Source organism: Streptomyces sp. NBC_00647 (assembly GCF_045207245.1).
In the GTDB taxonomy this organism is placed as follows: domain Bacteria; phylum Actinomycetota; class Actinomycetes; order Streptomycetales; family Streptomycetaceae; genus Streptomyces.
The window spans coordinates 2,531,760-2,554,221 of the sequence record NZ_CP109040.1 but is presented as its reverse complement, the minus strand read 5'-3'; the positions used below and the strand labels follow the sequence as shown (position 1 = coordinate 2,554,221).

The window sequence follows — 22,462 nt, the reverse complement described above, 5'->3', positions numbered from 1 at the left end:
ATAACCGGTGTCGACGCCGTTCTATGTCTCACCCCAGCAGGCCATGGCCGACCGGGCGGAGTACGCCCGCAAGGGCATCGCCCGTGGCCGCAGCCTGGTCGTGCTGCAGTACGCCGACGGCATCGTGTTCGTCGGCGAGAACCCGTCCCGCGCGCTGCACAAGTTCAGCGAGATCTACGACCGGATCGGCTTCGCGGCCGCCGGCAAGTACAACGAGTACGAGAATCTGCGGATCGGCGGCGTGCGCTACGCCGACCTGCGGGGTTACACGTACGACCGTGACGACGTGACCGCCCGTGGTCTCGCCAACGTGTACGCCCAGACGCTGGGCACGATCTTCTCGTCGGCGGCGGAGAAGCCGTACGAGGTGGAGCTGGTGGTCGCCGAGGTCGGCGAGACGCCCGAGGGCGACCAGATCTACCGGCTGCCGCACGACGGTTCGATCGTGGACGAGCACGGTTCGGTCGCGGTCGGCGGCAATGCCGAGCAGATCAGCACCTATCTGGACACCCAGCACCGGGACGGGATGTCACTGGCGGAGGCGCTGAAGCTGGCGGTCCAGTCGCTGTCCCGGGAGCCCAACGGCGGCGAGCGGGAGATTCCGGCGGAGCGGCTCGAGGTCGCGGTGCTGGACCGGACGCGCCCGCAGCAGCGGAAGTTCAAGCGGATCGTCGGCCGTCAGCTGGGCCGGCTGCTGGAGGCCGGAGGAGCCGAGACCGCGACGGAGGCCGAGGACGCCGACGACGACGAGTGAGGTCGTGGTTCGACCTCGCGCCCGTCCGTCGGGTGCTCACACGGAAGGGGCCGCCCCGGTGCATGCCGGCGCGGCCCCTTCCGTGTGCCGCTCCGGGTTCGCTGGGCCCGGTGGTGGTGGAGGAGGTGGCGTCTATGGGCCTGGCGGGGCCGTGGAGCCCCTCACGACCAGTTCGACCGGGATGTCCCCCTGTGGGGGTGTGCGGCCGTCCAGGACGGCCAGGAGGGCCTTCATGCCCTGTTCCCCGAATCGTTCCGCGTCCAGGCGGACGGTCGTGAGTTCCGGGTCGAGGGCCCGGGCCAGGGCGAGGTCGTCCAGGCCGGTGATGGAGATGTCGTCGGGGATGCGCAGGCCGAGGCGGCGGGCGGCCTTGTAGGCGCCCGCGGCCAGTTTGTCGTCGTCGCAGATCACGGCGGTGGGGCGTGGGCCGGGGGCGGAGAGGGCGGTCTGGGCCGCCGCGAGGGCGTCCTCGAAGGAGATGGGTGCCCTGGCGGTCCGGAGGTCGGTTCCGGGGACGCCGGAGAGGTGGGCGGCGATCTCCTGGGCGCGGACCTCGAAGGTCCAGGACGGGATGTCGGCCGCGAGGTGCAGGAAGCGGCGGTGGCCCAGTTCGAGGAGGTGGCCGGTGACCTGGCGTACGCCGTCCTTGATGTCGAGGTTGACGGTCGCCGCGCCCTGGCTGCCGGCCGGGTCGCTGTCGAGCATGACCAGGGGGAGCTGGTCGCCGCGGATCGCCGTGAGGGCGTCGGCCGCCATGGAGGAGGCGATCACGCCGTCGAGGGCGGCCTGCGCGGAGCCGAAGGGGTCGCGGGCGGGGCCGATGCCTTCGGGGGAGGGGTACAGGACGACGCCGAAGCCGTGCTCGGCGGCCACGCGGGCCGCGCCGGTGTAGACGCCCGCGAAGAACTCCGTGGTGAGTGCGGGGACCACCAGGAGGACGGTGCGGGTGCGGCCGAGGCGGAGGTTGCGGGCGGCCAGGTTCGGGCGGTAGCCGAGCTCCTGGGCAGCGTCCCGGACGCGTTCCGCCGTGGCCTCGGAGACCCGGCCGCGCCATTTGTCGCCCAGTACCAGGGAGACCGCGGCCTGGGAGACCCCGGCGGCCTGGGCGACGTCCCGGCTCGTGGGGCGTGTACTGCCTCTTGCCACCGTCGGCCTGCTCCTTCGTCTGGACTCCCGGACAGCGCACATGGTACGTATGGATGGAGACGTTATACGTAACACTTCGACGTCGCGCACTACGAGAAGGGCTCGACATGGCCGCGGGATACCTGGAGATCCTCAGGGCGAGGCACGCAGCCCGGCTGCTCGTCGGCACGCTCGTGGGGCGGTTGCCGAACGCCACCGCGGCCATCGCCGTCGTGCTGTTCGTCCGGGCCGAGGGCGGCACCTACAGCCTGGCGGGCGCGCTCGCCGCCGTGTACGGGGTGGCCAACGCGGTGGGGCAGCCCTTGCTCGGACGGCTCGTGGACCTCTACGGGCAACCGCGGGTGCAGCTGCCCGCGGCAATCGTCTCGGCCTTCGGGATGGGTGTCTTCGCCTTCGTCGGGACGGGCCGGCCGGCGCTGGCCTGTGCCGCGATGGCCGTCGCCGGGCTGTTCACGCCTCCCCTGGAGGGGGGCCTGCGGGCGCTGTGGCCCTCCGTGCTGCGCAAGGAGGAGCAGGTGCATACCGCGTACGCGATGGACGCCGTGGCGCAGGAGGTGATGTTCACGGTCGGGCCGTTGCTCGTGACGCTGTGCGTCTCGCTCTGGTCCGCCCAGGCCGCGCTGCTGATCCTGAGCGTCATCGGTGTCCTGGGGGCCCTCTCCGTGGTCGTCTCGCCGCCCTCGCGCGCGTGGCGGTCGGCCCCGCGCGAGGCGCACTGGCTCGGCGCCCTGCGCTCGCCGGGGCTGGTGGCCCTACTGGGGGCGTTGCTGTTCGTCGGGATGGCTCTGGGCTCGATCACGGTCGCCGCGGTGTCGTACGCCGACGAGCACGGCGGGGACGTCGTGTACGGCTGGCTGATGGCGGGCATCGGCCTGGGCGCGCTGCTCGGCGGCGTGGTCTACGGCGCGCGGCGGTGGGGCGGGGCCCCGGAGCGGCGACTGCGGGTGCTCGTCGCCCTTCTGGCGGTGTGTTACGTCCCGCTGATGCTGGTGCCGGGGCCGGTCGCCATGACCGCTCTGACGACGCTGGCCGGAGTGTTCCTCGCACCCTGCATCGCCTGCGCGTTCGTGCTGGTCGACCGGCACGCGCCGACGGGCACCGTCACGGAGGCCTTCTCCTGGCTCGTGACGACGTTCACCGTGGGCGCGTCGGTCGGAACGGGCATCGCGGGGCCTGTCGTCGAGTGGGGCGGGGCGGCCCGGGGCTTCGCCGTTCCGGGGGTCGCCGGCGTCGCCGCGCTGGTGGTTCTGCTGGCCACGGGGCGGGTCCTCGCAGCTACCGGCCGGGGTGCGGTCGTTGCGGTCTCATCGGAAAATGATCCAAACCGTGCCGTCGAACCCCGTTTCAGCTCAGGGGATCGGGCGTAATGTTCAGTCATGGACCGCCGCATTTTCGGGCTGGAGAACGAGTACGGCGTCACGTGTACGTTCAGGGGACAGCGGCGCCTGTCTCCCGACGAGGTGGCGCGGTACCTCTTCCGCCGTGTCGTGTCATGGGGCCGCAGCAGCAATGTCTTTCTGCGGAACGGTGCCCGCCTTTATCTCGACGTGGGATCACATCCGGAATACGCGACACCCGAATGTGACAACGTGACGGAGCTCGTCACCCACGACAAGGCCGGCGAGCGCATTCTCGAAGGACTCCTGGTGGACGCCGAACGACGCCTGCACGAGGAAGGAATCGCGGGCGACGTCTACCTGTTCAAGAACAACACCGACTCGGCGGGCAACTCCTACGGGTGTCACGAGAACTATCTGGTGGCCCGGCACGGGGAGTTCTCCCGACTCGCGGACATCCTCATTCCGTTCCTCGTCACGCGGCAGCTGCTGTGCGGCGCCGGCAAGGTGCTGCAGACTCCGCGCGGTGCCGTGTACTGCGTCAGCCAGCGAGCCGAGCACATCTGGGAGGGTGTCAGCTCCGCGACGACCCGCTCCCGGCCCATCATCAATACGCGTGACGAGCCGCACGCGGACGCCGAGCGCTACCGCCGGCTGCACGTCATCGTCGGCGACTCGAACATGTCCGAGACGACCATGCTCCTCAAGGTCGGCGCCACCGATCTCGTGCTGCGCATGATCGAGGCGGGCACCGTCATGCGTGACCTCACCCTGGAGAACCCCATTCGGGCGATCCGTGAGGTCAGCCACGACATCACGGGCCGCCGCAAGGTGCGCCTCGCCAGTGGCCGTGAGGCCTCGGCGCTCGAAGTGCAGCGCGAGTACTACGAGAAGGCCGTGGACTTCGTCGAGCGCCGCGGCATCCGAACCGGAACCGTCGAACAGGTCCTCGAACTGTGGGGCCGTGTGCTCGACTCGATCGAGGCGGAGGACCTCGACCGGATCGGCACCGAGATCGACTGGGTCATGAAGTACCAGCTCATCGAGCGGTACCGGGCCAAGCACAACATGACCATGTCGCACCCGCGGGTCGCGCAGATAGACCTCGCCTACCACGACATCCACCGCCGTCGTGGCCTCTACTACCTGCTGGAGAGGAAGGGGCAAGCCGCTCGGATCTGCAACGACTTGAAGATCTTCGAGGGCAAGTCGGTGCCGCCGCAGACCACTCGGGCGCGGCTGCGGGGCGACTTCATCCGGCGCGCTCAGGAGCAGCGCCGCGATTTCACCGTCGACTGGGTCCATCTGAAGCTCAACGACCAGGCGCAACGCACGGTGTTGTGCAAGGACCCGTTCCGTTCGGTGGACGACCGGGTGGAGAAGCTCATCGCCGGAATGTGAGCCGGGAGTTCCGCGTGTGAAGCGGAACGCAACGCGGGGCGCCGTACGTTTTCCGTACGGCGCCCTTCTCACGTCGTAGAGTTGCGCGCACGCCATCAACCAAGATCGACCGATACGAGGCCCCCACCGTGCGCCGACGCTCACTCCTTCTCGCCGTACCCGCTGGACTGGTCACACTTGCCGGATGCGGTGACGACGGCAAGTCAGACACGGCCAAGTCCAGCAAGAGTCCGTCGCCTTCGGCCTCCGCCGCGGCTTCCGCGCCGCCTCCGCCGAAGATCGTCGACGGCCCGCTGCCGGCGATCACCGCCGGCACGAAGTTCGGGGAGAAGCCGACCGTCGCCAAGGGCACCGGTGAGCCGTCGAAGGACCTCGCGGTCAGGACGGTCATCGCGGGCAACGGCCAGACGGTCGCGGAGAACGACTACATCCAGGCCAACTACCTGGGCCAGATCTGGGCCACGGCGAAGGTCTTCGACAACTCCTACGACCGTAAGACGCCGCTGGTCATCCAGCTCGCGCAGGGCGGCATCATCGACGGCTGGCGCTACGGCCTGATCGGCAAGAAGGCCGGCAGCCGCGTCGAGATGTCCGTCCCCCCGACCTGGGGCTACGGAACGCAGGGCAACGCGCAGGCGGGCATCAAGGGCACCGACACGCTCGTGTTCGTCGTCGACATCGAGAACACGTTCAATTCCAAGAGCTCCGCCAAGGGCAAGAACGTCGCGCAGAGCGACGCCGCGCTGCCGAAGGTCGGGACCAACACGGACGGCGCCGCCCCCAAGATCACGGTGCCGAAGACGGACGCCCCCACGAAGCTCGTGGCGAACTATGTGATCGAGGGCGACGGCGAGGAGGTCAAGGCCGACAGCAGCGTCCTGGTGCAGTACGAGGGCGTGCTCTGGGACAGCGGCAAGGAGTTCGACTCCACGTACAAGAGGGGTCAGCTGACGTCGTTCTCGCTCCAGCAGGTCGTCAAGGGCTGGGCGCAGGGGCTGACCGGCAAGAAGGTGGGCAGCCGCGTCCTCATCGTGATCCCGCCGAAGCTGGGCTACGGCGACAACCCGCCGAGCGGCAGCGGCATCAAGAAGGACTCGACCCTCGTCTTCTCGGTCGACATCCTGGCGAAGATGTAACCCCTCGGGGATGTAAGACTGTCCGTGTTGCCTTTACGTACACAAGCAGGAGCAAAGACGTGAGCATCGAGAAGCCCGAGATCGATTTCCCCGAGGGCCAGCCGCCGGCGGACCTCGAGATCAAGGACATCTGGGAGGGCGACGGCCCCGAGGCCAAGTCGGGTCAGAACGTCACGGTGCACTACGTGGGTGTGGCGTTCAGCACGGGTGAGGAGTTCGACGCGAGCTGGAACCGGGGCAACCCGTTCCGCTTCCCGCTCGGCGGCGGCCGTGTCATCAAGGGCTGGGACCGTGGCGTGCAGGGCATGAAGGTCGGCGGCCGTCGCCAGCTGACCATCCCCGCCCACCTCGCCTACGGCGACCAGAGCCCCACCCCGGCGATCAAGCCCGGTGAGACGCTGATCTTCGTGGTCGACCTGATCGCTGTCTGATCACGACAGACCGGATCCGACCTGGATCCGATGATCTGGGGCCCATGTCCGTTCGGGCATGGGCCCTCGGCTTTTGCCGCGACACTCCGGAGCGGTACGGTCATCGGTCGGAAGCACCATAGGAAGGGCGTCGATGGCCATTGCCAAGGCCGAGCGGCTGATGAATCTCGCACTGTGTCTGCTCGGGACGCGGCGGCCGCTCAGCAAGCGCGAACTCCGCGAGTCCATCGAGGCCTATCTCGAAGCCGGGTCGGACGACTCCTTCAACCGGATGTTCGAGCGCGACAAGGACGATCTGCGCGAACTCGGCCTGGTCATCGAGACGGTGGAGAATCTCGACGGCGAGGTCGGCTATCTCGCCCGCCGCGACAGCAACCGCCTGCCGCCCATCACCCTCGACGCCGAAGAGGCGGCCGCCCTCGGTCTGGCCGCCAAGGTCTGGCAGCAGGCCCGGCTGGCCGGTGCCGCGAGCGGCGCGCTCCAGAAGCTGCGCGCGGCGGGTCTGCCCGAGGACGTGGACCCGTACGAGGCCCACGGCGCCCTTGAGCCGCACATCCCCGTCCACGAGGCCGCCTTCGAACCCTTGATGCTGGCCTGCCGCGACCGCCGCCCGGTCGTCTTCGACTACCGCAAGGCCACCGCCGCGCGCCCCGAGACCCGGCATGTCGAGCCGTGGGCCCTGGAGTGCTGGCGTGGTCACTGGTACCTCGCGGGCTGGGACCGCGACCGGGGCGCCGAGCGGGTCTTCCGGCTCTCCCGGATCACCGGCAAGGTCCGCGCGCGGGCGGGGCGGTACACGGCCGAAGTACCGGACGTCGTCACCGTGCGTGAGACGGTCGCCGGCTGGGCGGGGGAGATCGCCGACCGCTCCGCGCTGATCCGGCTGCGCTCCGGCGCGGGCTACCCGCTGCGGGCCAAGGCCGTCTCCGTACGGGAACTGGGAGACGGCTGGGACGAGTTGGAGATTCCGTACGGGCACGGACTGGACGCCTGGCTCGTCGAGTTCGGGCCGGACGTGGTGGTCGTGGAGCCCGCCGAACTGCGGGCCGATGTGGTCGACCGGCTGCGCGCCGTGGCCAAGGGCTGAGGGGAAACGTAAGAAAGTGGCAGGAAAACCGGCCAGGCCCACGAACGCGATCGACCAGACCCGGCGGATGCTCTCCCTGGTGACGTATCTGCGCGAGCGCCCCGGCGCGCGCGTCGGCGATGTCGCCCGGGCCTTCGGGATCACCGAGGACGAGCTGATCTCCGACCTCGACGTGCTGCCGCTGTGCGGGACCAGCTTCCGCGGCGGGGATCTGCTCGACATCGACACCGACGGCGACCGGATCTGGTGGCACAACCCCGACGACGTCGCCGAGCCGCTGCGGATCGCCGCCGACGAGGCGACCGCGCTGCTGGTGGCCGCCCGCGCGGTGTCCACCCTGCCCGGGCTGCGCGAGGGCGACCGGCAGGCGCTGCTGCGGGCCACCGCGAAGGTGGAGGCCGCTTCCGGGGAGGCGGCGGGTGCCAGCTCGCGGCTGTCGGTGACCTTCGAGTCCGAGGGCGGTGTCTTCGCCGACGTGGACCGGGCGATCTCCGAGCGGCGCAGGCTGTGGATCCGCTACTACTCGCCCTCCCGGGACGAGCTGAGCGAGCGCGAGATCGACCCGATCCGCCTGGTCAGCGTCGGTCACACCTATGTGGAGGCCTGGTGCCGCCGCTCCGAGGCGCGCCGCACCTTCCGGCTCGACCGGGTCGCCGAGATCCGCATCCTGGACGAGCCGTCCGCGCCGCCCGAGGTGGAGCTGCGGGATCTCTCCGAGGGGCTGGTCCAGCCCGCGGCAGAGGACCCCGAGGTGGTCGTCGAGGTCGGTCCGGGCGGGCGCTGGGTCGCGGAGTACTACCCGCACGACAGCGCGGATGAGCTGCCTGACGGCGGGCTGCGTATCACTCTGCGGACCCCCGATCCCACGTCGCTGCGGCGGCTGGCCCTGCGCCTCGGCGGTGACGGCCGGATCGTCTCGCCGCAGGATCTCGCGGACAGCGCCCGCGGCGCGGCCCGCGAGGCGCTGGCCGCCTACGACGCGCCGGAGGGGCTCGACGGGGCCGAGGACGGGCCGTACGAGAGGCGGGAGCAAGGACTTTGAGCACGTCGTCGATGCCCGGTGCGCCGGGGATGCCGGGCACCTCGGAGAGGTCGGGTGCCGCGCGGGCGGAGGCGCCGGGACGGGCGGGGGTGTCCTCGGGCGCGCCGGAGATGTCGGTCGTGACGGCCTTCGCCGGGATGCGAAGGGTGGTCGAGGTCATGTTCAAGGCCGCCTGTCCCGACTGCCGGGCCGGCTTCGAGCTCACGCCGGGCGCTCTGCGCCTGGCCATCGGTGCCAGCAGCCGCACCACGTTCTACTCGTTCACCTGCCCCGAGTGCGGTTCCGCCGTCCGCAAGCCCGCGGGGGAGCGCATCGTGGAACTGCTCACCGGGGGCGGGGTCCGCACGCTGCGCCTGCACTCCACCCTCTAGGGTCGTCGTCATGTTCTGGCCGATGTTTGCGATCGCTGTGGGTTTCCTGGGAATCGCGGTTCTCGGAGTGCTCGCCGTCCGTGTCTTCCTGGAATCGGAGCGTCTGGGCCGACAGGTGGCCGACTCCGCGCGCCGTATCAACAAAGCCGCCGATGACCTGGAACGGGCCGCTGTCGGGGCCGCTCGCTCTATGGATGCGGTATGAGTCGTTCCATGGATGAGCAATGAGTCACTGCAGCCTGTCAACTTCGTGCCGGGGCCAGGTACGCTCAAGGTCGCGGCCCGGATAACGAGGCGCGGACCGCGAACTGGGAGTACGCACAGGGATTGTCCCGCGTTCACCCCTGAGCGTTACGATCGCTGTCACCACGACGATCGGACACATGTCCGACCGATCGGACAGCACCCCGACCATGCAGCCTCGGTGAGAAGGTAAAGACTTATGTTCGGAAGGCTCGGAGCTCCCGAGATCATTCTCATCCTCGTCGTCATCATCCTGCTGTTCGGCGCGAAGAAGCTTCCGGACATGGCGCGCTCCCTGGGCAAGTCCGCCCGGATCCTCAAGAGCGAGGCGAAGGCGATGAAGGACGAGGGCAGCAACCCGGCCCCGGCCGGCCCGCCCAGCACCGACGAGCAGCCCCCGGCTCAGCGCACCATTCAGGCCGCCCCCGGCGACGTGACCAGCTCGCGCCCGGTCGCCGAGCCGACGGACTCGACCAACCAGCGCTGACGCAGGGCCGGTGACCTCCGGCCCGCCGCACGAGATGGGAACGTGGGTTGCTCAAGTCTGCCCGCAAGAAGGACGAGAGGGATCCGGAGGGGCGCATGCCCCTCGCGGAGCACCTTCGCGAGCTCCGCAACCGGCTCGTGAAGAGTGTGTTGGCGATCATCATCGGGATGATCATCTCGGCCTTCTTCTACAAGAACATCATGGAGTTCTTCACGAACCCCATCCTCGACGCAGTCGGGTGCAAGTACAGGTTTGCGGAGCTGGCGCAGAATCCTGACAACAAGCAGTGCGCGCGCATCGTGCAGAACGGATTGCTCAGCCCGTTCACGCTGGCGCTGACGGTGTCGATGTCGACAGGCGTGGTGCTGGCGTCTCCCGTGTGGCTCTATCAGCTCTGGGCTTTCGTGGCGCCCGGTCTGCACGGCAACGAGAAGAAGTACGCGCTCGGCTTCGTCGCCGCGGGCTTCCCTCTCTTCGTCACCGGCGCCTACTTCGCTTACTGGACGCTGCCCAAGATGGCGTCGGTGATGCTGGAGTTCTCGATCATCGGCAGCGACAACCAGTTGCCACTCGATGACCTGTTGCAGCTCATCATGCGGATGATCATCGTCTTCGGGCTCTCCTTCGAGCTTCCCTTGCTGCTGGTCATGCTGAACTTCGGCGGCGTCCTCTCGGGACGCCGGATGGCAGGCTGGTGGCGGGCGATGGTGATGGGGATCACGCTCTTCGCGGCGATCGCCACCCCCAGCACCGACCCCATCTCCATGCTGGCGCTGGCAGGGCCGATCTGGTTCCTGTACTTCGTCGGCACGGGTGTGGCCCTGCTCAACGACCGGCGTCGTGCCCGCCGCGCGGCCGCCGGACCGGCCGACGACGAGGCCTCCGATCTCGACCTCACCCCTGAGGACATCGGCGAGACCGAGCCCGTGACGGCCCGTGGGGCCCTCCCGGAGCAGGCCGGCTCGGACCGGGTCAACGGTTATGACGACGTGACCTGACGCAGCCCGGGACCTCGTAGGGTCAGCCTGTGACCAGCGAGATCACCCTCTTCGTCAACCCCACCGCGGGCCGCGGCCGGGGCGCCCACGCGGCGCAGCCGGCCGCTTCCGCGTTGCGTGCCGCGGGATTCTCCGTCCGGACGGTCCTCGGCGAGAACGCGGCCGATGCCCTCGCCCGGGCGCGAGAAGCCGTCGCGGACGGCACCGGCGCCCTGGTCGCGGTCGGCGGCGACGGCATGGCGAACCTCGCCCTGCAGGCCGTCGCGGGGACCCGCACCCCGCTCGGCCTGGTTGCCGTGGGCACCGGGAACGACTTCGCGCGCGCCCTCGGCCTGCCCGTACGCGACCCGGCGGCATCGGGGCGCCTGATCGCCGAAGCCCTCAAGGGTGACCGCCTGCGCGACGTCGACCTGGGCCGGGTGAACGGCACGTGGTTCGGCACCGTCCTCGCGTCCGGGTTCGACTCCCGGGTCAACGACCGAGGCAACCGGATGCGGTGGCCCGTCGGCCGCTTCAAGTACGACCTCGCCATGCTCGCCGAACTGGCCGCCTTCCGGCCCTTCGCGTACCGGATCACGCTCGACGACGGCGAGACCCGGGAGATCGAGGCGACGCTCGTGGCCGTCGGCAACGGAGCGTCGTACGGCGGCGGCATGAGGATCTGCCCCGGCGCGGTCCTCGGTGACGGGCTGTTCGACATCACCGTGGTCGGCAACTGCAGCCGTACGACCCTGCTCAAGGTGTTCCCGAAGGTCTACCGGGGCACCCACGTCGATCATCCCGTGGTGACCGTGCACCGGGCGGCCCGGGTCGAGCTCGTCGCCGAGGGAATCACCGGCTACGCGGACGGGGAACCGCTCGGGCCGCTGCCGCTCACCGCGGAGTGCATACCGGGCGCCGTGCGCGTGGCACTTCCCTGAGCTGCGGGGATCCGATGTTTCACAGCATCTGATCCGGATAATGATCGTCCTCATGTCAGTGCGTCCCGGTAGTCTCGAAAGCACGATGACAGAGGACCTCTCACCGGCCGAGCGGTATGCGGCAGCACGCAGGCGCGCTGTCGAGCAGGCCACCGCGCTCGCCTCCTTCCGCGAGATGTACGACTTCGGCCTCGACCCCTTCCAGATCGAGGCCTGCCAGGCGCTCGAGACGGGCAAGGGTGTGCTGGTGGCCGCGCCCACCGGCTCGGGCAAGACGATCGTCGGCGAGTTCGCCGTCCATCTCGCCCTCCAGCAGGGCAAGAAGTGCTTCTACACGACACCGATCAAGGCGCTCTCCAACCAGAAGTACTCCGACCTGTGCCGCCGTTACGGCGCGGACAAGGTCGGCCTGCTCACCGGCGACAACAGCGTCAACTCCGAAGCCCCGGTGGTCGTCATGACCACCGAGGTCCTGCGGAACATGCTGTACGCGGGCTCGCAGACCCTCCTCGGACTCGGCTACGTGGTGATGGACGAGGTGCACTACCTCTCCGACCGCTTCCGTGGCGCCGTCTGGGAGGAAGTGATCATCCATCTCCCCGAGTCGGTGACCCTGGTGTCGCTGTCGGCGACCGTGTCGAACGCGGAGGAGTTCGGTGACTGGCTGGACACGGTGCGCGGCGACACCCAGGTGATCGTCTCCGAACACCGTCCCGTCCCGCTCTTCCAGCACGTGCTGGCCGGACGCCGGATGTACGACCTCTTCGAGGAGGGCGAGGGCCAGAGGAAGGCCGTCAACCCCGACCTCACGCGCATGGCGCGCATGGAGGCCAGCCGTCCGTCGTACCAGGACCGCAAACGGGGCCGCGCGATGCGCGAGGCCGACCGGGAGCGTGAGCGCAGACAGCGCTCGCGGATCTGGACGCCCGGACGCCCGGAGGTCATCGAGCGGCTCGACGCCGAAGGGCTGCTGCCCGCCATCACGTTCATCTTCAGCCGGGCGGCCTGCGAGGCAGCCGTGCAGCAGTGTCTGTACGCCGGCCTGCGGCTGAACGACGACGCGGCGCGCGCCAGAGTCCGCGAACTCGTCGAGGAGCGCACCGCCTCCATCCCGGACGAGGACCTGCACGTCCTCGGCTACTTCGAATGGCTGGAGGGTCTGGAGCGCGGCATCGCGGCCCACCACGCGGGCATGCTGCCCACGTTCAAGGAGGTCGTCGAGGAGCTCTTCGTCCGCGGTCTCGTCAAGGCCGTCTTCGCCACGGAGACCCTCGCGCTGGGCATCAACATGCCCGCCCGCTCGGTGGTGTTGGAGAAGCTGGTCAAGTGGAACGGCGAGCAGCACGCCGACATCACCCCCGGTGAGTACACCCAGCTCACCGGCCGCGCCGGCCGCCGTGGCATCGACGTCGAGGGCCACGCGGTCGTGCTGTGGCAGCGCGGCTTCAGCCCCGAACACCTGGCGGGACTCGCGGGCACGCGCACCTATCCGCTGCGTTCCAGTTTCAAGCCGTCGTACAACATGGCCGTGAACCTGGTCGAGCAGTTCGGGCGGCACCGCTCGCGCGAGCTTCTGGAGACGTCCTTCGCGCAGTTCCAGGCCGACAAGTCGGTCGTCGGGATCTCCCGGCAGGTGCAGCGCAACGAGGAAGGCCTCGAGGGCTACAAGGAGTCCATGACCTGCCACCTCGGAGACTTCGACGCGTACATGGTGCTGCGCCGCGAACTCAAGGACCGCGAGACCGAGCTGGCCCGGCAGGGCATGTCGCAGCGCCGGGCCGAAGCGGCCGTCGCCCTGGAGAAGCTGAAGCCGGGCGACGTGATCCATGTGCCGACCGGCAAGTACGCGGGGCTGGCGCTGGTGCTGGACCCCGGGCTGCCCGCGGGCCGGTCGAACGGCCACCGGGGCTTCGAGCAGCACGACGGCCCGCGTCCGCTGGTGCTCACCGCCGAGCGCCAGGTGAAGCGGCTGGCCTCGATGGACTTCCCGGTGCCGGTCGAGGCGCTCGACCGGATGCGGATCCCCAAGTCCTTCAACCCGCGCTCGCCGCAGTCCCGGCGGGACCTGGCGTCCGCCCTGCGCACCAAGGCCGGGCACATCGTCCCGGACCGGCACCGCAAGAAGCGCTCCGAGGCCGCCGACGACCGTGAGATCGCCCGGCTGCGCACGGCGATCCGCGCGCACCCCTGCCATGGGTGCAACGACCGCGAGGACCACGCCCGTTGGGCCGAGCGCTACCACCGCCTGCAGCGTGACACCTCGCAGCTGGAGCGCCGTATAGAGGGCCGGACGAACACCATCGCCCGCACCTTCGACCGGATCGTCGCCCTTCTCACCGAGCTGGACTATCTGCGCGGCGACGAGGTCACCGAGCACGGCAAGCGCCTCGCCCGGCTGTACGGCGAACTCGACCTGCTGGCCAGCGAATGCCTGCGCGCCGGCGTCTGGGACGGGCTGGCCCCCGCGGAACTGGCCGCCTGCGTCTCGGCGTTGGTGTACGAGTCCCGGGCCGCCGACGACGCCATGGCGCCGAAGGTGCCGTCCGGCAAGGCCAAGGCGGCGCTCGGCGAGATGGTGCGCATCTGGGGCCGTCTCGACGCGCTGGAGGAGGACTTCGGGATCAGCCAGACCGAGGGGGTCGGCCAGCGCGAGCCGGACCTCGGCTTCGCCTGGGCCGCCCACGAGTGGGCGTCCGGCAAGGGCCTCGACGAGGTGCTGCGCGAGGCCGAGATGCCCGCCGGTGACTTCGTGCGCTGGTGCAAGCAGGTCATCGACGTCCTCGGCCAGATCGCGGCCGCCGCGCCCGTCTCGGGCGGCGAGAGGTCGACGGTCGCGAAGAACGCGCGCAAGGCGGTCGAGGCACTGCTGCGCGGAGTGGTGGCGTACTCGTCGGTGGGCTGACGAGCGGCGGCCCGTCCGCCGGTGTTCCGAGCCGAGCCGACACGGCCGGTGGGATGCCACCCCCTACTGTCCGGGGGCGGCACCTCACCGGCCGCGCTTGTTCCGGCGGGGTGCGGAGGTCGGCTCCGCGCCCGTTCGGTGCGATACGGCGGACGGCTCCGTGGCTGGTCCCGGCGGGGTGCACCTGGCGACCCGCGCCTGTCTCGGCGAGGTGCGGCCGACTTCGGCAGGGTGCGGCCGGCGGCTGCGCGCCAGTTTCCGGTGGATGCGGCCTGCGGTTTTCCGGTCCCGTGCCCACGGGGTGTACCCGGCGGCCCGGGCCGTTTTCGGCGGGATGCGGCCGGCGGTCCCCGCGTCCGTGTCGGCCGGGTGCCGCCGGGGGCTCGGGTGGGTCAGCGGTTCGGACGGCTGCTCACGTACGCGCGCCAGCCGCCGTACTCCGTGATGTCGGGCGCGCCGTCCAGCGCGCCGGGTTCGCAGAGGAATCCGGGGACGCGGCTGCCGTCGGCCAGTTCGACGCTGCCCAGCGTCATCGGACGGGGGAGCGCCGCCAGCAGACGTCCGAGGCCGTCCGCCGGGAGGGTCCACACCTCGGCCTCGACGGCGCCGCCGCCCGCTCCGACATGGACGAGGCCCGGCTTCGGCGGGCTGGTGTCCAGGGCGTGCAGACGGTAGACGGCGGCGGTCGTGGTCGTACGGTCGAGGCGCGCGCCGAGCGACAGCAGCTGCGTGTTGAGCGGCTGGCCGGACAGATGCGCCCCGACCACGGCGAGGCTCGTTGCCGGCTCCAGCGAGCGGGCGATCCGCGCGAGCCGCTCGTCGGTGAACGCCGGGCCGATCAGCATCACGCCGAAGGGGAGACCGGCCGGGGTCCGGCCGGCCGGGACGGCGACGGCCGCCAGGTCGAAGAGGTTCGTGGAATTGGTGAAGCGGCCCAGGCGGGCGTTGGCGCCCAGCGGGTCGGAGGCGACCTCGGCGAGCGTGGGATGGCCGGGCGCGGTGGGCAGCAGCAGTGCGTCCGCGTCGGCCAGTTCGGCGAGCGCCCGGGTACGCAGCGAGGCCAGCCGCTCCTGATCGGCGTAGAGCTGGTGGGCCGGGATGTCCCGGGCGCGGGTGATGATCCCCGCGACGGTCGGGTCGAGACCGGCACCCCCCTCGGAGATCAGTTTGTCGACAAAGCCCCCCACCGCCGTGTAGCGCTCCGCGACGAAGGCGCCCTCGTAGAGCATCGCGGCGGCCTCGGTGAACGGGGCGAGGTCGAGGGTGCGCACCTCGGCCCCGGCCGCCACGAGCCCGCGCACGGCAGCCTCGTAGGCCTCGGCCCAGCCTTCGTCCAGTTCGCCGAGCTGTGCCGTCGGAGGGACGGCGACGCGCCAGGGGCCGGGGGCGCGCTGGGGGAGCGCGGGGAGTTCGCGCCCGGATGGGGACGCCATGTGGGCCAGGGCCTGTTCGGCCTCCGGGAGCGTGCGGGCGAACACGGTGACGCAGTCGAGGGAGGCACAGGCCGGGACGACTCCGGTCGTGGGCACCAGACCGCGGGTCGGCTTGAGACCGACGATGCCGTTGAACGCGGCGGGGACGCGGCCGGAGCCGGCCGTGTCCGTGCCGAGGGCGAGGTCGACGATGCCGAGGGCCACCGCCACGGCCGAGCCCGAGCTGGAGCCGCCGCTGATCCTTTCGGGGTCCAGGGCGCCCCGGACGGCGCCGTGGGGAGAGCGGGTGCCGACCAGGCCGGTGGCGAACTGGTCGAGGTTCGTGGTGCCGAGGACGATGGATCCGGCCGCGCGGAGGCGGGCGACCGCGGGGGCGTCGGCCTCCGGGGTGTACGCGTACGCCGGGCAGCCGGCGGTGGTGGGCAGGCCCGCCACGTCGATGTTGCCCTTCGCGGCGAAGAGGGTGCCGGCGAGCGGGAGGCGCTCGCCGGCGGCGACACGGGCGTCCACGGCCCGGGCCTCCTGCTCGACCTCCGCCCGGGGGCGCAGGTCGATCCAGATCTCGGGGCGGTCCGCGGCCTCGATGCGGGCGTACGCCATGCGGACTCGGGTGAGGGCGGACATCGGAACTCCTTGTGCTGGGGTGGTTCCCTCGGGTGCGGGCGGGCGGGTGCGGACGACGGCGGGGCCGGGGGCCGCGGTTCCGGGGACGGGCCCGCGGTTCCGGGGACGGGGCCCGCAGTTCCGCGGACGAGGCCCACGGTGCCGCGGACAGCGCCTTCGGTTCCGGGGACGAGGCCCACGGTGCCGCGGACGGTTCCTACGGTTCCAGGGGTGCCAGGACGACCAGCGCCGTGCCCGCCTCCACCTGGTCGCCCGGTCGGGCGAGGATCTGCCGGACCACGCCGTCGATCGGGGCGGGGACACGCGACTCCATCTTCATCGCCTCCAGGGCGAGCAGCGGTTGCCCCGCCGTCACCGTCTCACCCTGCTCCACGTTCAGCTGCCACACCGACGCGGCGAACTCGGCCTCGATCAGCCGGCCGCCCTCCGGGACGCTCACCTCGGCGGCCGGAGCCGGTGGGGCCGCGGCCGCCTCCGCGCGGGTGAATTCGCCCGCCGCCTCCCAGGCATCCCGCTCGGCGGAGAACGCGCCGCCCTGCCGGGCCCGGAACTCCGCGATCGACTCGGCGTTCTCGGCGAGGAAGGTCTCGTACGCGGCGAGCGAGAAGGTGCCCTCCTCGACGCGCGGCACGAAGCGGCCGGAGATGATGTCGGCCCGCAGCTCCAGCAGTTCGTCCGCCTCCACCGGGTACCACTTGATCCGGTCGAAGAAGCGCAGCAGCCAGGGCGAGCCCGGCTCGAACGCGCCGCGCTGCTGCCAGCCCGACCACACCTGGGTCGTCCGGCCGACGAACTGGTAGCCGCCGGGGCCCTCCATGCCGTAGACACAGAGGTAGGCGCCCCCGATGCCGACCGAGTTCTCGGCGGTCCAGGTGCGGGCCGGGTTGTACTTCGTGGTGACGAGACGGTGGCGGGGGTCGAGCGGGGTGGCGACCGGGGCGCCCAGGTACACGTCGCCCAGGCCGAGAACGAGGTACTCGGCGTCGAAGACCGTGCGGTACACGTCGTCCACCGAGTCCAGGCCGTTCACGCGGCGGATGAACTCGATGTTCCACGGGCACCAGGGCGCGTCGTCGCGGACACCGGCCATGTAGCGGGCGATCGCCTCGCGGGTGGCCGGGTCGTCCCAGGACAGCGGGAGATGGACGGTGCGGGAGGGCACGACGAGCTGGTCGCTCGGGGGGAGGGCGCGGACCGTCCGCCGTACGGTGTCCAGGAGTTCGCGTTGGGACACACGGCGCGGGTCCGTCTGGATCTGGAGGGAGCGGATACCCGGTGTGAGGTCCGTGACGCCGTCGAGATCCGCCTCCGTCACCGCCTCCATCAGCGCGTGGACCCGCATGCGCAGGGCCAGGTCCAGCTGCATGGGCCCGAACTCGACCAGCAGGTTGTCGTCGCCGCTGCGGCGGTACGTCACATCGCCGTCCCGGGCGAGCACGCCACCGTCGACGATCGCGGGGCGTGCCGAACCGTCGTCGGCGAGCGGGGCGAAGCGCACGGTGTCGCCGGGGCGGAACTGGCCGAGCTTCCAGCGCTCGGTGCTGACGACGGTGGCCGGGCAGACGAAGCCGCCGAGCGAGGGGCCGTCCGGGCCGAGCAGCACCGGCATGTCGCCGGTGTAGTCGACGGCCCCGACCGAGTAGGGCGTGTCGTGGATGTTGGACGGGTGCAGGCCCGCCTCGCCGCCGTCCGTGCGGGCCCAGCGCGGCTTCGGGCCGATGAGCCGTACGCCGGTGCGGGCCGAGTTGAAGTGGACCTTCCAGTCGGCCGCGTAGAAGTCGTGGATGTCGTCCTCGGTGAAGAACTCCGGTGCGGCGTGCGGTCCTTCGAGGGCGCCGACCCGCCACTCGGCCGTGAAGACGGGACGTTCTCCGGGCGGCACGGGTGCCCCGAGCGCCGTGACCGCGCCGCCGTGCAGCACGTCCCCGGTCCGCAGGGTCCGGCCCCCGTGGCCGCCGAACCGGCCGAGCGTGAAGGTGGAGGCGCTGCCGAGGAACGCGGGCACGTCCAGGCCTCCGCCCGCGAACAGGACGTAGGTGCGCAGGCCGTGGCCGGCGGGCGCGCCGATCTCCAGCACCGCCCCGGCGGGCACGGTCACCGGCTCCCACTGGGCGACCGCGGCGCCGTCCACCGTGACCGGTGCGGGAGCCCCCGTGACACAGACCGTCGTGGCATGAGTGAACCTCAACGTCGGTCCCTGCAAGGTGCATTCGAGCCCGGGCGCGCCCTCGGTGTTGCCGAGCGACCGGTTGCCGAGCCGGAAGGAGAGGTCGTCCATCGGGCCGCACGGCGGGACGCCGACCTGCCAGTAGCCGGTGCGGCCGGGCCAGTCCTGCACGGTGGTGAGCGTGCCGCCGGACACGACCTCGACGCGCGGGGTGGGATCGGCGACGCCGGCCAGGGTCGCCGTCGAGTGCGCCGCCCGCCGGAAGGACGGTTCGGCGAGCGCGGCGCGCACCAGTCCGAGGTTGGTCTCGATGCCGTCCACCCGGGTCCTGGCCAGTGCCTCGTCGAGCCGCTCGAGGGCGTGCGCCCGGTCCGGGCCGTACGCGATGATCTTCGCGAGCATCGGGTCGTAGGACGTGGTCACCTCGGTGCCCGTCTCGACCCAGCCGTCCACGCGGACGCCGCCGGGGAACTCGACCCGGGTCAACAGGCCGGCGCTCGGCCGGTGTTCGCGCGAGGGGTCCTCGGCGTACACCCGGGCCTCGACGGCGTGACCGCGGGGCGCCCCGGGGTCACGTACGACCTCGGACTCACCCCTGGCCAGGCGGAGCATCCAGGCGACCAGGTCGACTCCGTAGATCTCCTCGGTGACCGGATGTTCCACCTGGAGACGGGTGTTGACCTCAAGGAAGTACGCCTCCTCGCGGGCGGCGTCGTACACGAACTCGACGGTCCCGGCCGATCGGTAGTCGACCGACGCGCACAACTCGCGGGCTGCGGAGGCGAGTCGGTCGCGCACGGCGGAGGGAAGGCCCGGAGCGGGAGCCTCCTCCAGGACCTTCTGGTTGCGGCGCTGGAGCGAGCAGTCGCGGTCGCCGAAGGTGACGACGCGGCCCCGGCCGTCACCGAAGACCTGCACCTCGACATGGCGGGCGTGCTCGACCAGGCGCTCGAGGAAGACCCCGGCGGAGGAGAACGAGGCGGCGGCGACGCGCTGCACCCGGTCCCAGGCCTCGGTCAGTTCGTCGGCCGATCGACATGCCGACATACCGATGCCGCCGCCACCGCCGGTGGCCTTGAGCATGACGGGATAGCCGATGCGGCCGGCCTCCTCCAGGGCCTCGGGCAGGCCGGAGAGCAGTCCCGTCCCCGGTGCCAGCGGCACGCCCGCGGCCTCGGCCGCCGCCCGCGCGGTGTGCTTGGCGCCGAACAGTTCCAGCTGCTCCGGTGTGGGTCCGACGAACACGATCCCGGCGTCCTCGCAGCGTCGCGCGAACGCCGCGTCCTCGGACAGGAAGCCGTAGCCGGGGTGGATCGCCCCGGCCCCGGTGTCCTTGGCCGCCTTCAGGACCAGGTCGCCGTCGAGGTAGGACTCCTTCGCGGGGGCGGGGCCGAGCCGTACGGCCTCGTCGGCGAGCCGGACGTGGGGTGCCGAGCGGTCGGCGTCGGAGTACACGGCGACCGTGCGCAGGCCGAGCTCGCGGGCGCTGCGGATGATCCGGACGGCGATCTCGCCGCGGTTGGCGATCAGCAGGGTGTCGAAGGTCATGCGGACGCCCCGATCGTGATCGCGACCGCCGTCGGTTCGAAGCCGTTGCACGGGTTGTTGATCTGGGGGCAGTTGGAGACCAGCACGATCACGTCGCGCTCGGCGCGCAGGGTCAGCCTGAGCCCCGGGGCGGAGATCCCGTCGACGATGCCGAGGGTGCCGTCCTTCTCGACCGGCACGTTCATGTACCAGTTGATGTTCGAGACGAGGTCACGCTTGCCGAGGCCGTGGCGGGCGCCCTCCGCGAGGAAGTTGTCGACGCAGGCGTGCTGGGACCAGGTGTGGTGCCCGTAGCGCAGGGTGTTCGACTCCTTGGAGCAGGCGCCGCCGACCGTGTCGTGCCGGCCGACCTCGTCCTCGACGACGGTCATCAGCGGGGTGTGCTCGTTCGACATCAGCACACTGCCCGTCGTCAGGAAGATGTTCCCCTGCGCCTGGATCGTGTCGGGCGCGCTGTAGCGGACGGTGGTGTCCTCGGCGGCGTACACCAGGAAGTCGACGGCCTGGTTGCCGTGCAGATCGGTGACGGTGAGCGTCTCGCCGGTGCGGACGACCGCGGACCAGGCGGCGCGGGCCGGGACGGTGACGTGGGTCATGCGAGCCCCCTCGTGGCAAGGAATTCGGCGGTGTTGAGGAAGGCGCGGCGGCCCTCGGGGGTGGCCTCCCACAGCGGGTCGCCCGCCGTGGTGGCCCGCGCGCGCCAGGCCAGCACCTCCAGGGAGGTGCTCGTGTAGTCCGGGCGCGGATCGGCCGGGTGCGGCACGTTCGCGATCAGCACGGTGACGTCCTGCTCGGCGCGGAGGGTGACGCTGCCGCCGGGGCCGGACGAGCCGGTGAAATCCAGTGAGCCGTCGTCGCGAATCTCCACGCCCTGGAAGAAGGAGAGCGAGGGCGGCAGATCGCGGGGACCGAGCCCGTTCTTGGCCGCGGCCAGCTTGAACAGCTCGCGTCCGGCCGGGGACGCGGACTGCGGAGTTCCGTCCCCGTACCGCTCGGTGTTGCGTACGAGCGTGGAGGTGCCGCACAGGGCGTCGTGCCGTCCGGAGGAGTCGGCGACCACCGAGGCGAGCACCCGGCCCTGGTCGGAGAGGAGCAACTGCCCCTGACCCAGATAGGCGTTCCACTGGACCTTGACCGTGTCGGCGACGTTCAGGCGCTCCCACGGGCGGTCCGCGACGTACAGCAGGAGGTGCGCGCAGGCGTCGCCCGTGATGTCGGTCAGGCGCAGTTCGGTGCCCCGGGCCAGCACCTTGTGCGTGTAGTTGCCGCCCGCCACGGTCTCCGCCCACACCAGATGGCCCGCCTCGCAGGGCGGCGCCGGCCAGGCGCCCGCGGGGACCACGGGCATGGCCTCGGCGCGGGTTCCCTCCTGGGCGCGGGCGTGGTCGCGTGCTCCGTGTGTGGTCGCTGTCGCCATCGCGGGTCCTCCGGCTCCTGGGTCATTTCTGTCGCCCGACAGAAATTAGGGGCGGGGTGGGTCACGGCCGTGTCCCGTGTGTTGCCGCGCGGTTACCTGTCCCTCACGGAAGGCGCGCCGCAAGGGGTGGCCGGGGGCCGTGTCCGCGCACCGCCGGCCGGGGCCGGACGCACGGGCCGCGGCGCCCGGGTGGCGCGCCGTGCGTGTGCGAGGATCGAACGCATGGGAACAGGTGGCGGACGACGGGTCGGCAGGCCGCGGGCCGCGCAGCGGCCGGACAGCGGGCTGACGCCGCGGGCCGAACTGCTCGACGCCGCCGCCGAGTTGTTCACGACGCGGGGATACGCGGCCACCACCACCCGCGCGGTGGCCGAGCGGGCGGGTATGCGCCAGGCGTCCATGTACCACTACGTGTCCGGCAAGGAGGAGCTGCTCGCCGAGCTCCTGGAGTCCACGGTCACCCCCTCGCTCGCGTTCGCCCGTGAGCTCCTCGCTGATGACGCGGCGCCGGCGGAGGGCCGGTTGTGGGAGCTGTGCCGCACCGACGTGGAAGTGCTCTGCGGGGGCCCGCACAACCTCGGCGGCCTCTATCTGCTGCCCGAAGTGCGTGCCGAGCGCTTTGCCGGCTTCCATGCCGTGCGGGCCGAACTCAAGGACACCTACCGCCAGTTGCTCGCCGCCACCGCGGCCGGCGGTGCCCTCGCCAAGAGTGAGCTGGATCTGCGGACGGATCTGCTGTTCGGGCTGATCGAGGGAGTCATCCTCGTGCACCGCTCCGATCCGCAGCGTCCGGTGTCGGCCTTCGCCGAGGCCACAGCGGACGCGGCGCTGCGCATCGCCGGAATCTGAGGGGTTCACCGCCGCTTCACCCCGGAGAAGCGTGGATTCGGCATGCCCGGAGGTCATCACGCACCGTGTGCGCATGGAGGCGCAGCGTGCAAATGGGGCTGAGGGTACTCCAGTCGCCTGGGCGATTTCAGGTGCTTGCTGAATATGACACAGCGATGATCCGGTCGGA

At 71.1% G+C, this 22,462-nt stretch carries 19 protein-coding genes; 14 read left to right on the top strand and 5 right to left on the bottom strand.

Annotation, left to right across the window (positions count from 1 at the left end):
• Positions 1-7 precede the first annotated feature (7 nt).
• The gene (gene prcA, locus OG788_RS11270; RefSeq protein WP_351547102.1) at positions 8-754 is read left to right on the top strand and encodes a proteasome subunit alpha; all 747 of its coding nucleotides are present in this window, start codon (positions 8-10) and stop codon (positions 752-754) included.
• Between the two features lie 132 nt (positions 755-886).
• Here prcA and OG788_RS11265 read toward each other — a convergent pair whose 3' ends face one another.
• The gene (locus OG788_RS11265; RefSeq protein WP_351547096.1) at positions 887-1,900 is read right to left on the bottom strand and encodes a LacI family DNA-binding transcriptional regulator; all 1,014 of its coding nucleotides are present in this window, start codon (positions 1,898-1,900) and stop codon (positions 887-889) included.
• Positions 1,901-2,007: 107 nt separating this feature from the next.
• Between OG788_RS11265 and OG788_RS11260 the strand changes: the two genes are divergently transcribed.
• The 12 genes from OG788_RS11260 (at position 2,008) to OG788_RS11205 (ending at position 14,255) form a co-directional block, all read left to right on the top strand.
• Positions 2,008-3,267 carry an MFS transporter gene (locus tag OG788_RS11260; protein WP_406370476.1) on the top strand — a complete coding sequence of 420 codons (1,260 nt, stop codon included), beginning with the start codon at positions 2,008-2,010 and terminating at the stop codon, positions 3,265-3,267.
• A gap of 9 nt (positions 3,268-3,276) precedes the next feature.
• Positions 3,277-4,638 carry a Pup--protein ligase gene (pafA, locus tag OG788_RS11255; protein ID WP_171143128.1) on the top strand — a complete coding sequence of 454 codons (1,362 nt, stop codon included), beginning with the start codon at positions 3,277-3,279 and terminating at the stop codon, positions 4,636-4,638.
• 128 nt (positions 4,639-4,766) lie between these two features.
• Positions 4,767-5,774 carry an FKBP-type peptidyl-prolyl cis-trans isomerase gene (locus OG788_RS11250; protein WP_351547084.1) on the top strand — a complete coding sequence of 336 codons (1,008 nt, stop codon included), beginning with the start codon at positions 4,767-4,769 and terminating at the stop codon, positions 5,772-5,774.
• Positions 5,775-5,833: 59 nt separating this feature from the next.
• Positions 5,834-6,205 (top strand): FKBP-type peptidyl-prolyl cis-trans isomerase, encoded by a 372-nt coding sequence (locus tag OG788_RS11245; RefSeq protein WP_351547081.1) that lies wholly within the window; start codon positions 5,834-5,836, stop codon positions 6,203-6,205.
• Positions 6,206-6,338: 133 nt separating this feature from the next.
• The gene (locus tag OG788_RS11240) at positions 6,339-7,292 is read left to right on the top strand and encodes a helix-turn-helix transcriptional regulator (protein ID WP_406370474.1); all 954 of its coding nucleotides are present in this window, start codon (positions 6,339-6,341) and stop codon (positions 7,290-7,292) included.
• 16 nt (positions 7,293-7,308) lie between these two features.
• Complete coding sequence (locus OG788_RS11235) at positions 7,309-8,334, top strand: helix-turn-helix transcriptional regulator (RefSeq protein ID WP_406370472.1); 1,026 nt, start codon at positions 7,309-7,311, stop codon at positions 8,332-8,334.
• Positions 8,335-8,444: 110 nt separating this feature from the next.
• A complete protein-coding gene (locus OG788_RS11230; protein ID WP_351547075.1) occupies positions 8,445-8,705 on the top strand; it encodes a hypothetical protein in 261 nt (86 codons plus the stop codon).
• A gap of 10 nt (positions 8,706-8,715) precedes the next feature.
• Positions 8,716-8,910: a hypothetical protein gene (locus OG788_RS11225; RefSeq protein ID WP_351547072.1), complete on the top strand. Its 195-nt coding sequence runs from the start codon at positions 8,716-8,718 to the stop codon at positions 8,908-8,910.
• A 237-nt stretch (positions 8,911-9,147) separates the two neighbouring features.
• A complete protein-coding gene (gene tatA, locus OG788_RS11220) occupies positions 9,148-9,435 on the top strand; it encodes a Sec-independent protein translocase subunit TatA (protein WP_266756808.1) in 288 nt (95 codons plus the stop codon).
• Between the two features lie 47 nt (positions 9,436-9,482).
• Complete coding sequence (gene tatC / locus OG788_RS11215) at positions 9,483-10,433, top strand: twin-arginine translocase subunit TatC (protein WP_351547068.1); 951 nt, start codon at positions 9,483-9,485, stop codon at positions 10,431-10,433.
• A gap of 29 nt (positions 10,434-10,462) precedes the next feature.
• Entirely contained in the window at positions 10,463-11,353 is an 891-nt protein-coding gene (locus OG788_RS11210) for a diacylglycerol kinase (RefSeq protein WP_406370470.1), read from the top strand.
• 40 nt (positions 11,354-11,393) lie between these two features.
• Positions 11,394-14,255, top strand: a complete 2,862-nt coding sequence (locus OG788_RS11205; RefSeq protein WP_351547062.1) for a DEAD/DEAH box helicase — start codon at positions 11,394-11,396, stop codon at positions 14,253-14,255.
• Positions 14,256-14,647: 392 nt separating this feature from the next.
• Here OG788_RS11205 and atzF read toward each other — a convergent pair whose 3' ends face one another.
• The 4 genes from atzF to OG788_RS11185 form a co-directional block, all read right to left on the bottom strand.
• A complete protein-coding gene (gene atzF / locus OG788_RS11200) occupies positions 14,648-16,312 on the bottom strand; it encodes an allophanate hydrolase (RefSeq protein WP_406370468.1) in 1,665 nt (554 codons plus the stop codon).
• Positions 16,313-16,508: 196 nt separating this feature from the next.
• Entirely contained in the window at positions 16,509-20,027 is a 3,519-nt protein-coding gene (locus tag OG788_RS11195) for a 5-oxoprolinase/urea amidolyase family protein (protein WP_406370467.1), read from the bottom strand.
• Complete coding sequence (locus OG788_RS11190) at positions 20,024-20,623, bottom strand: urea amidolyase associated protein UAAP2 (protein WP_351547053.1); 600 nt, start codon at positions 20,621-20,623, stop codon at positions 20,024-20,026. The genes OG788_RS11195 and OG788_RS11190 overlap by 4 nt, the downstream gene beginning before the upstream one ends.
• On the bottom strand, positions 20,620-21,444 hold the full coding sequence (locus OG788_RS11185; RefSeq protein WP_406370466.1) for an urea amidolyase associated protein UAAP1: 825 nt from the start codon (positions 21,442-21,444) through the stop codon (positions 20,620-20,622). The genes OG788_RS11190 and OG788_RS11185 overlap by 4 nt, the downstream gene beginning before the upstream one ends.
• A gap of 222 nt (positions 21,445-21,666) precedes the next feature.
• Here OG788_RS11185 and OG788_RS11180 point away from each other — a divergent pair, with 222 nt between their 5' ends.
• Positions 21,667-22,293, top strand: coding sequence for a helix-turn-helix domain-containing protein (locus tag OG788_RS11180; RefSeq protein WP_351547047.1), 627 nt, complete (start codon positions 21,667-21,669; stop codon positions 22,291-22,293).
• Positions 22,294-22,462: the final 169 nt, after the last annotated feature.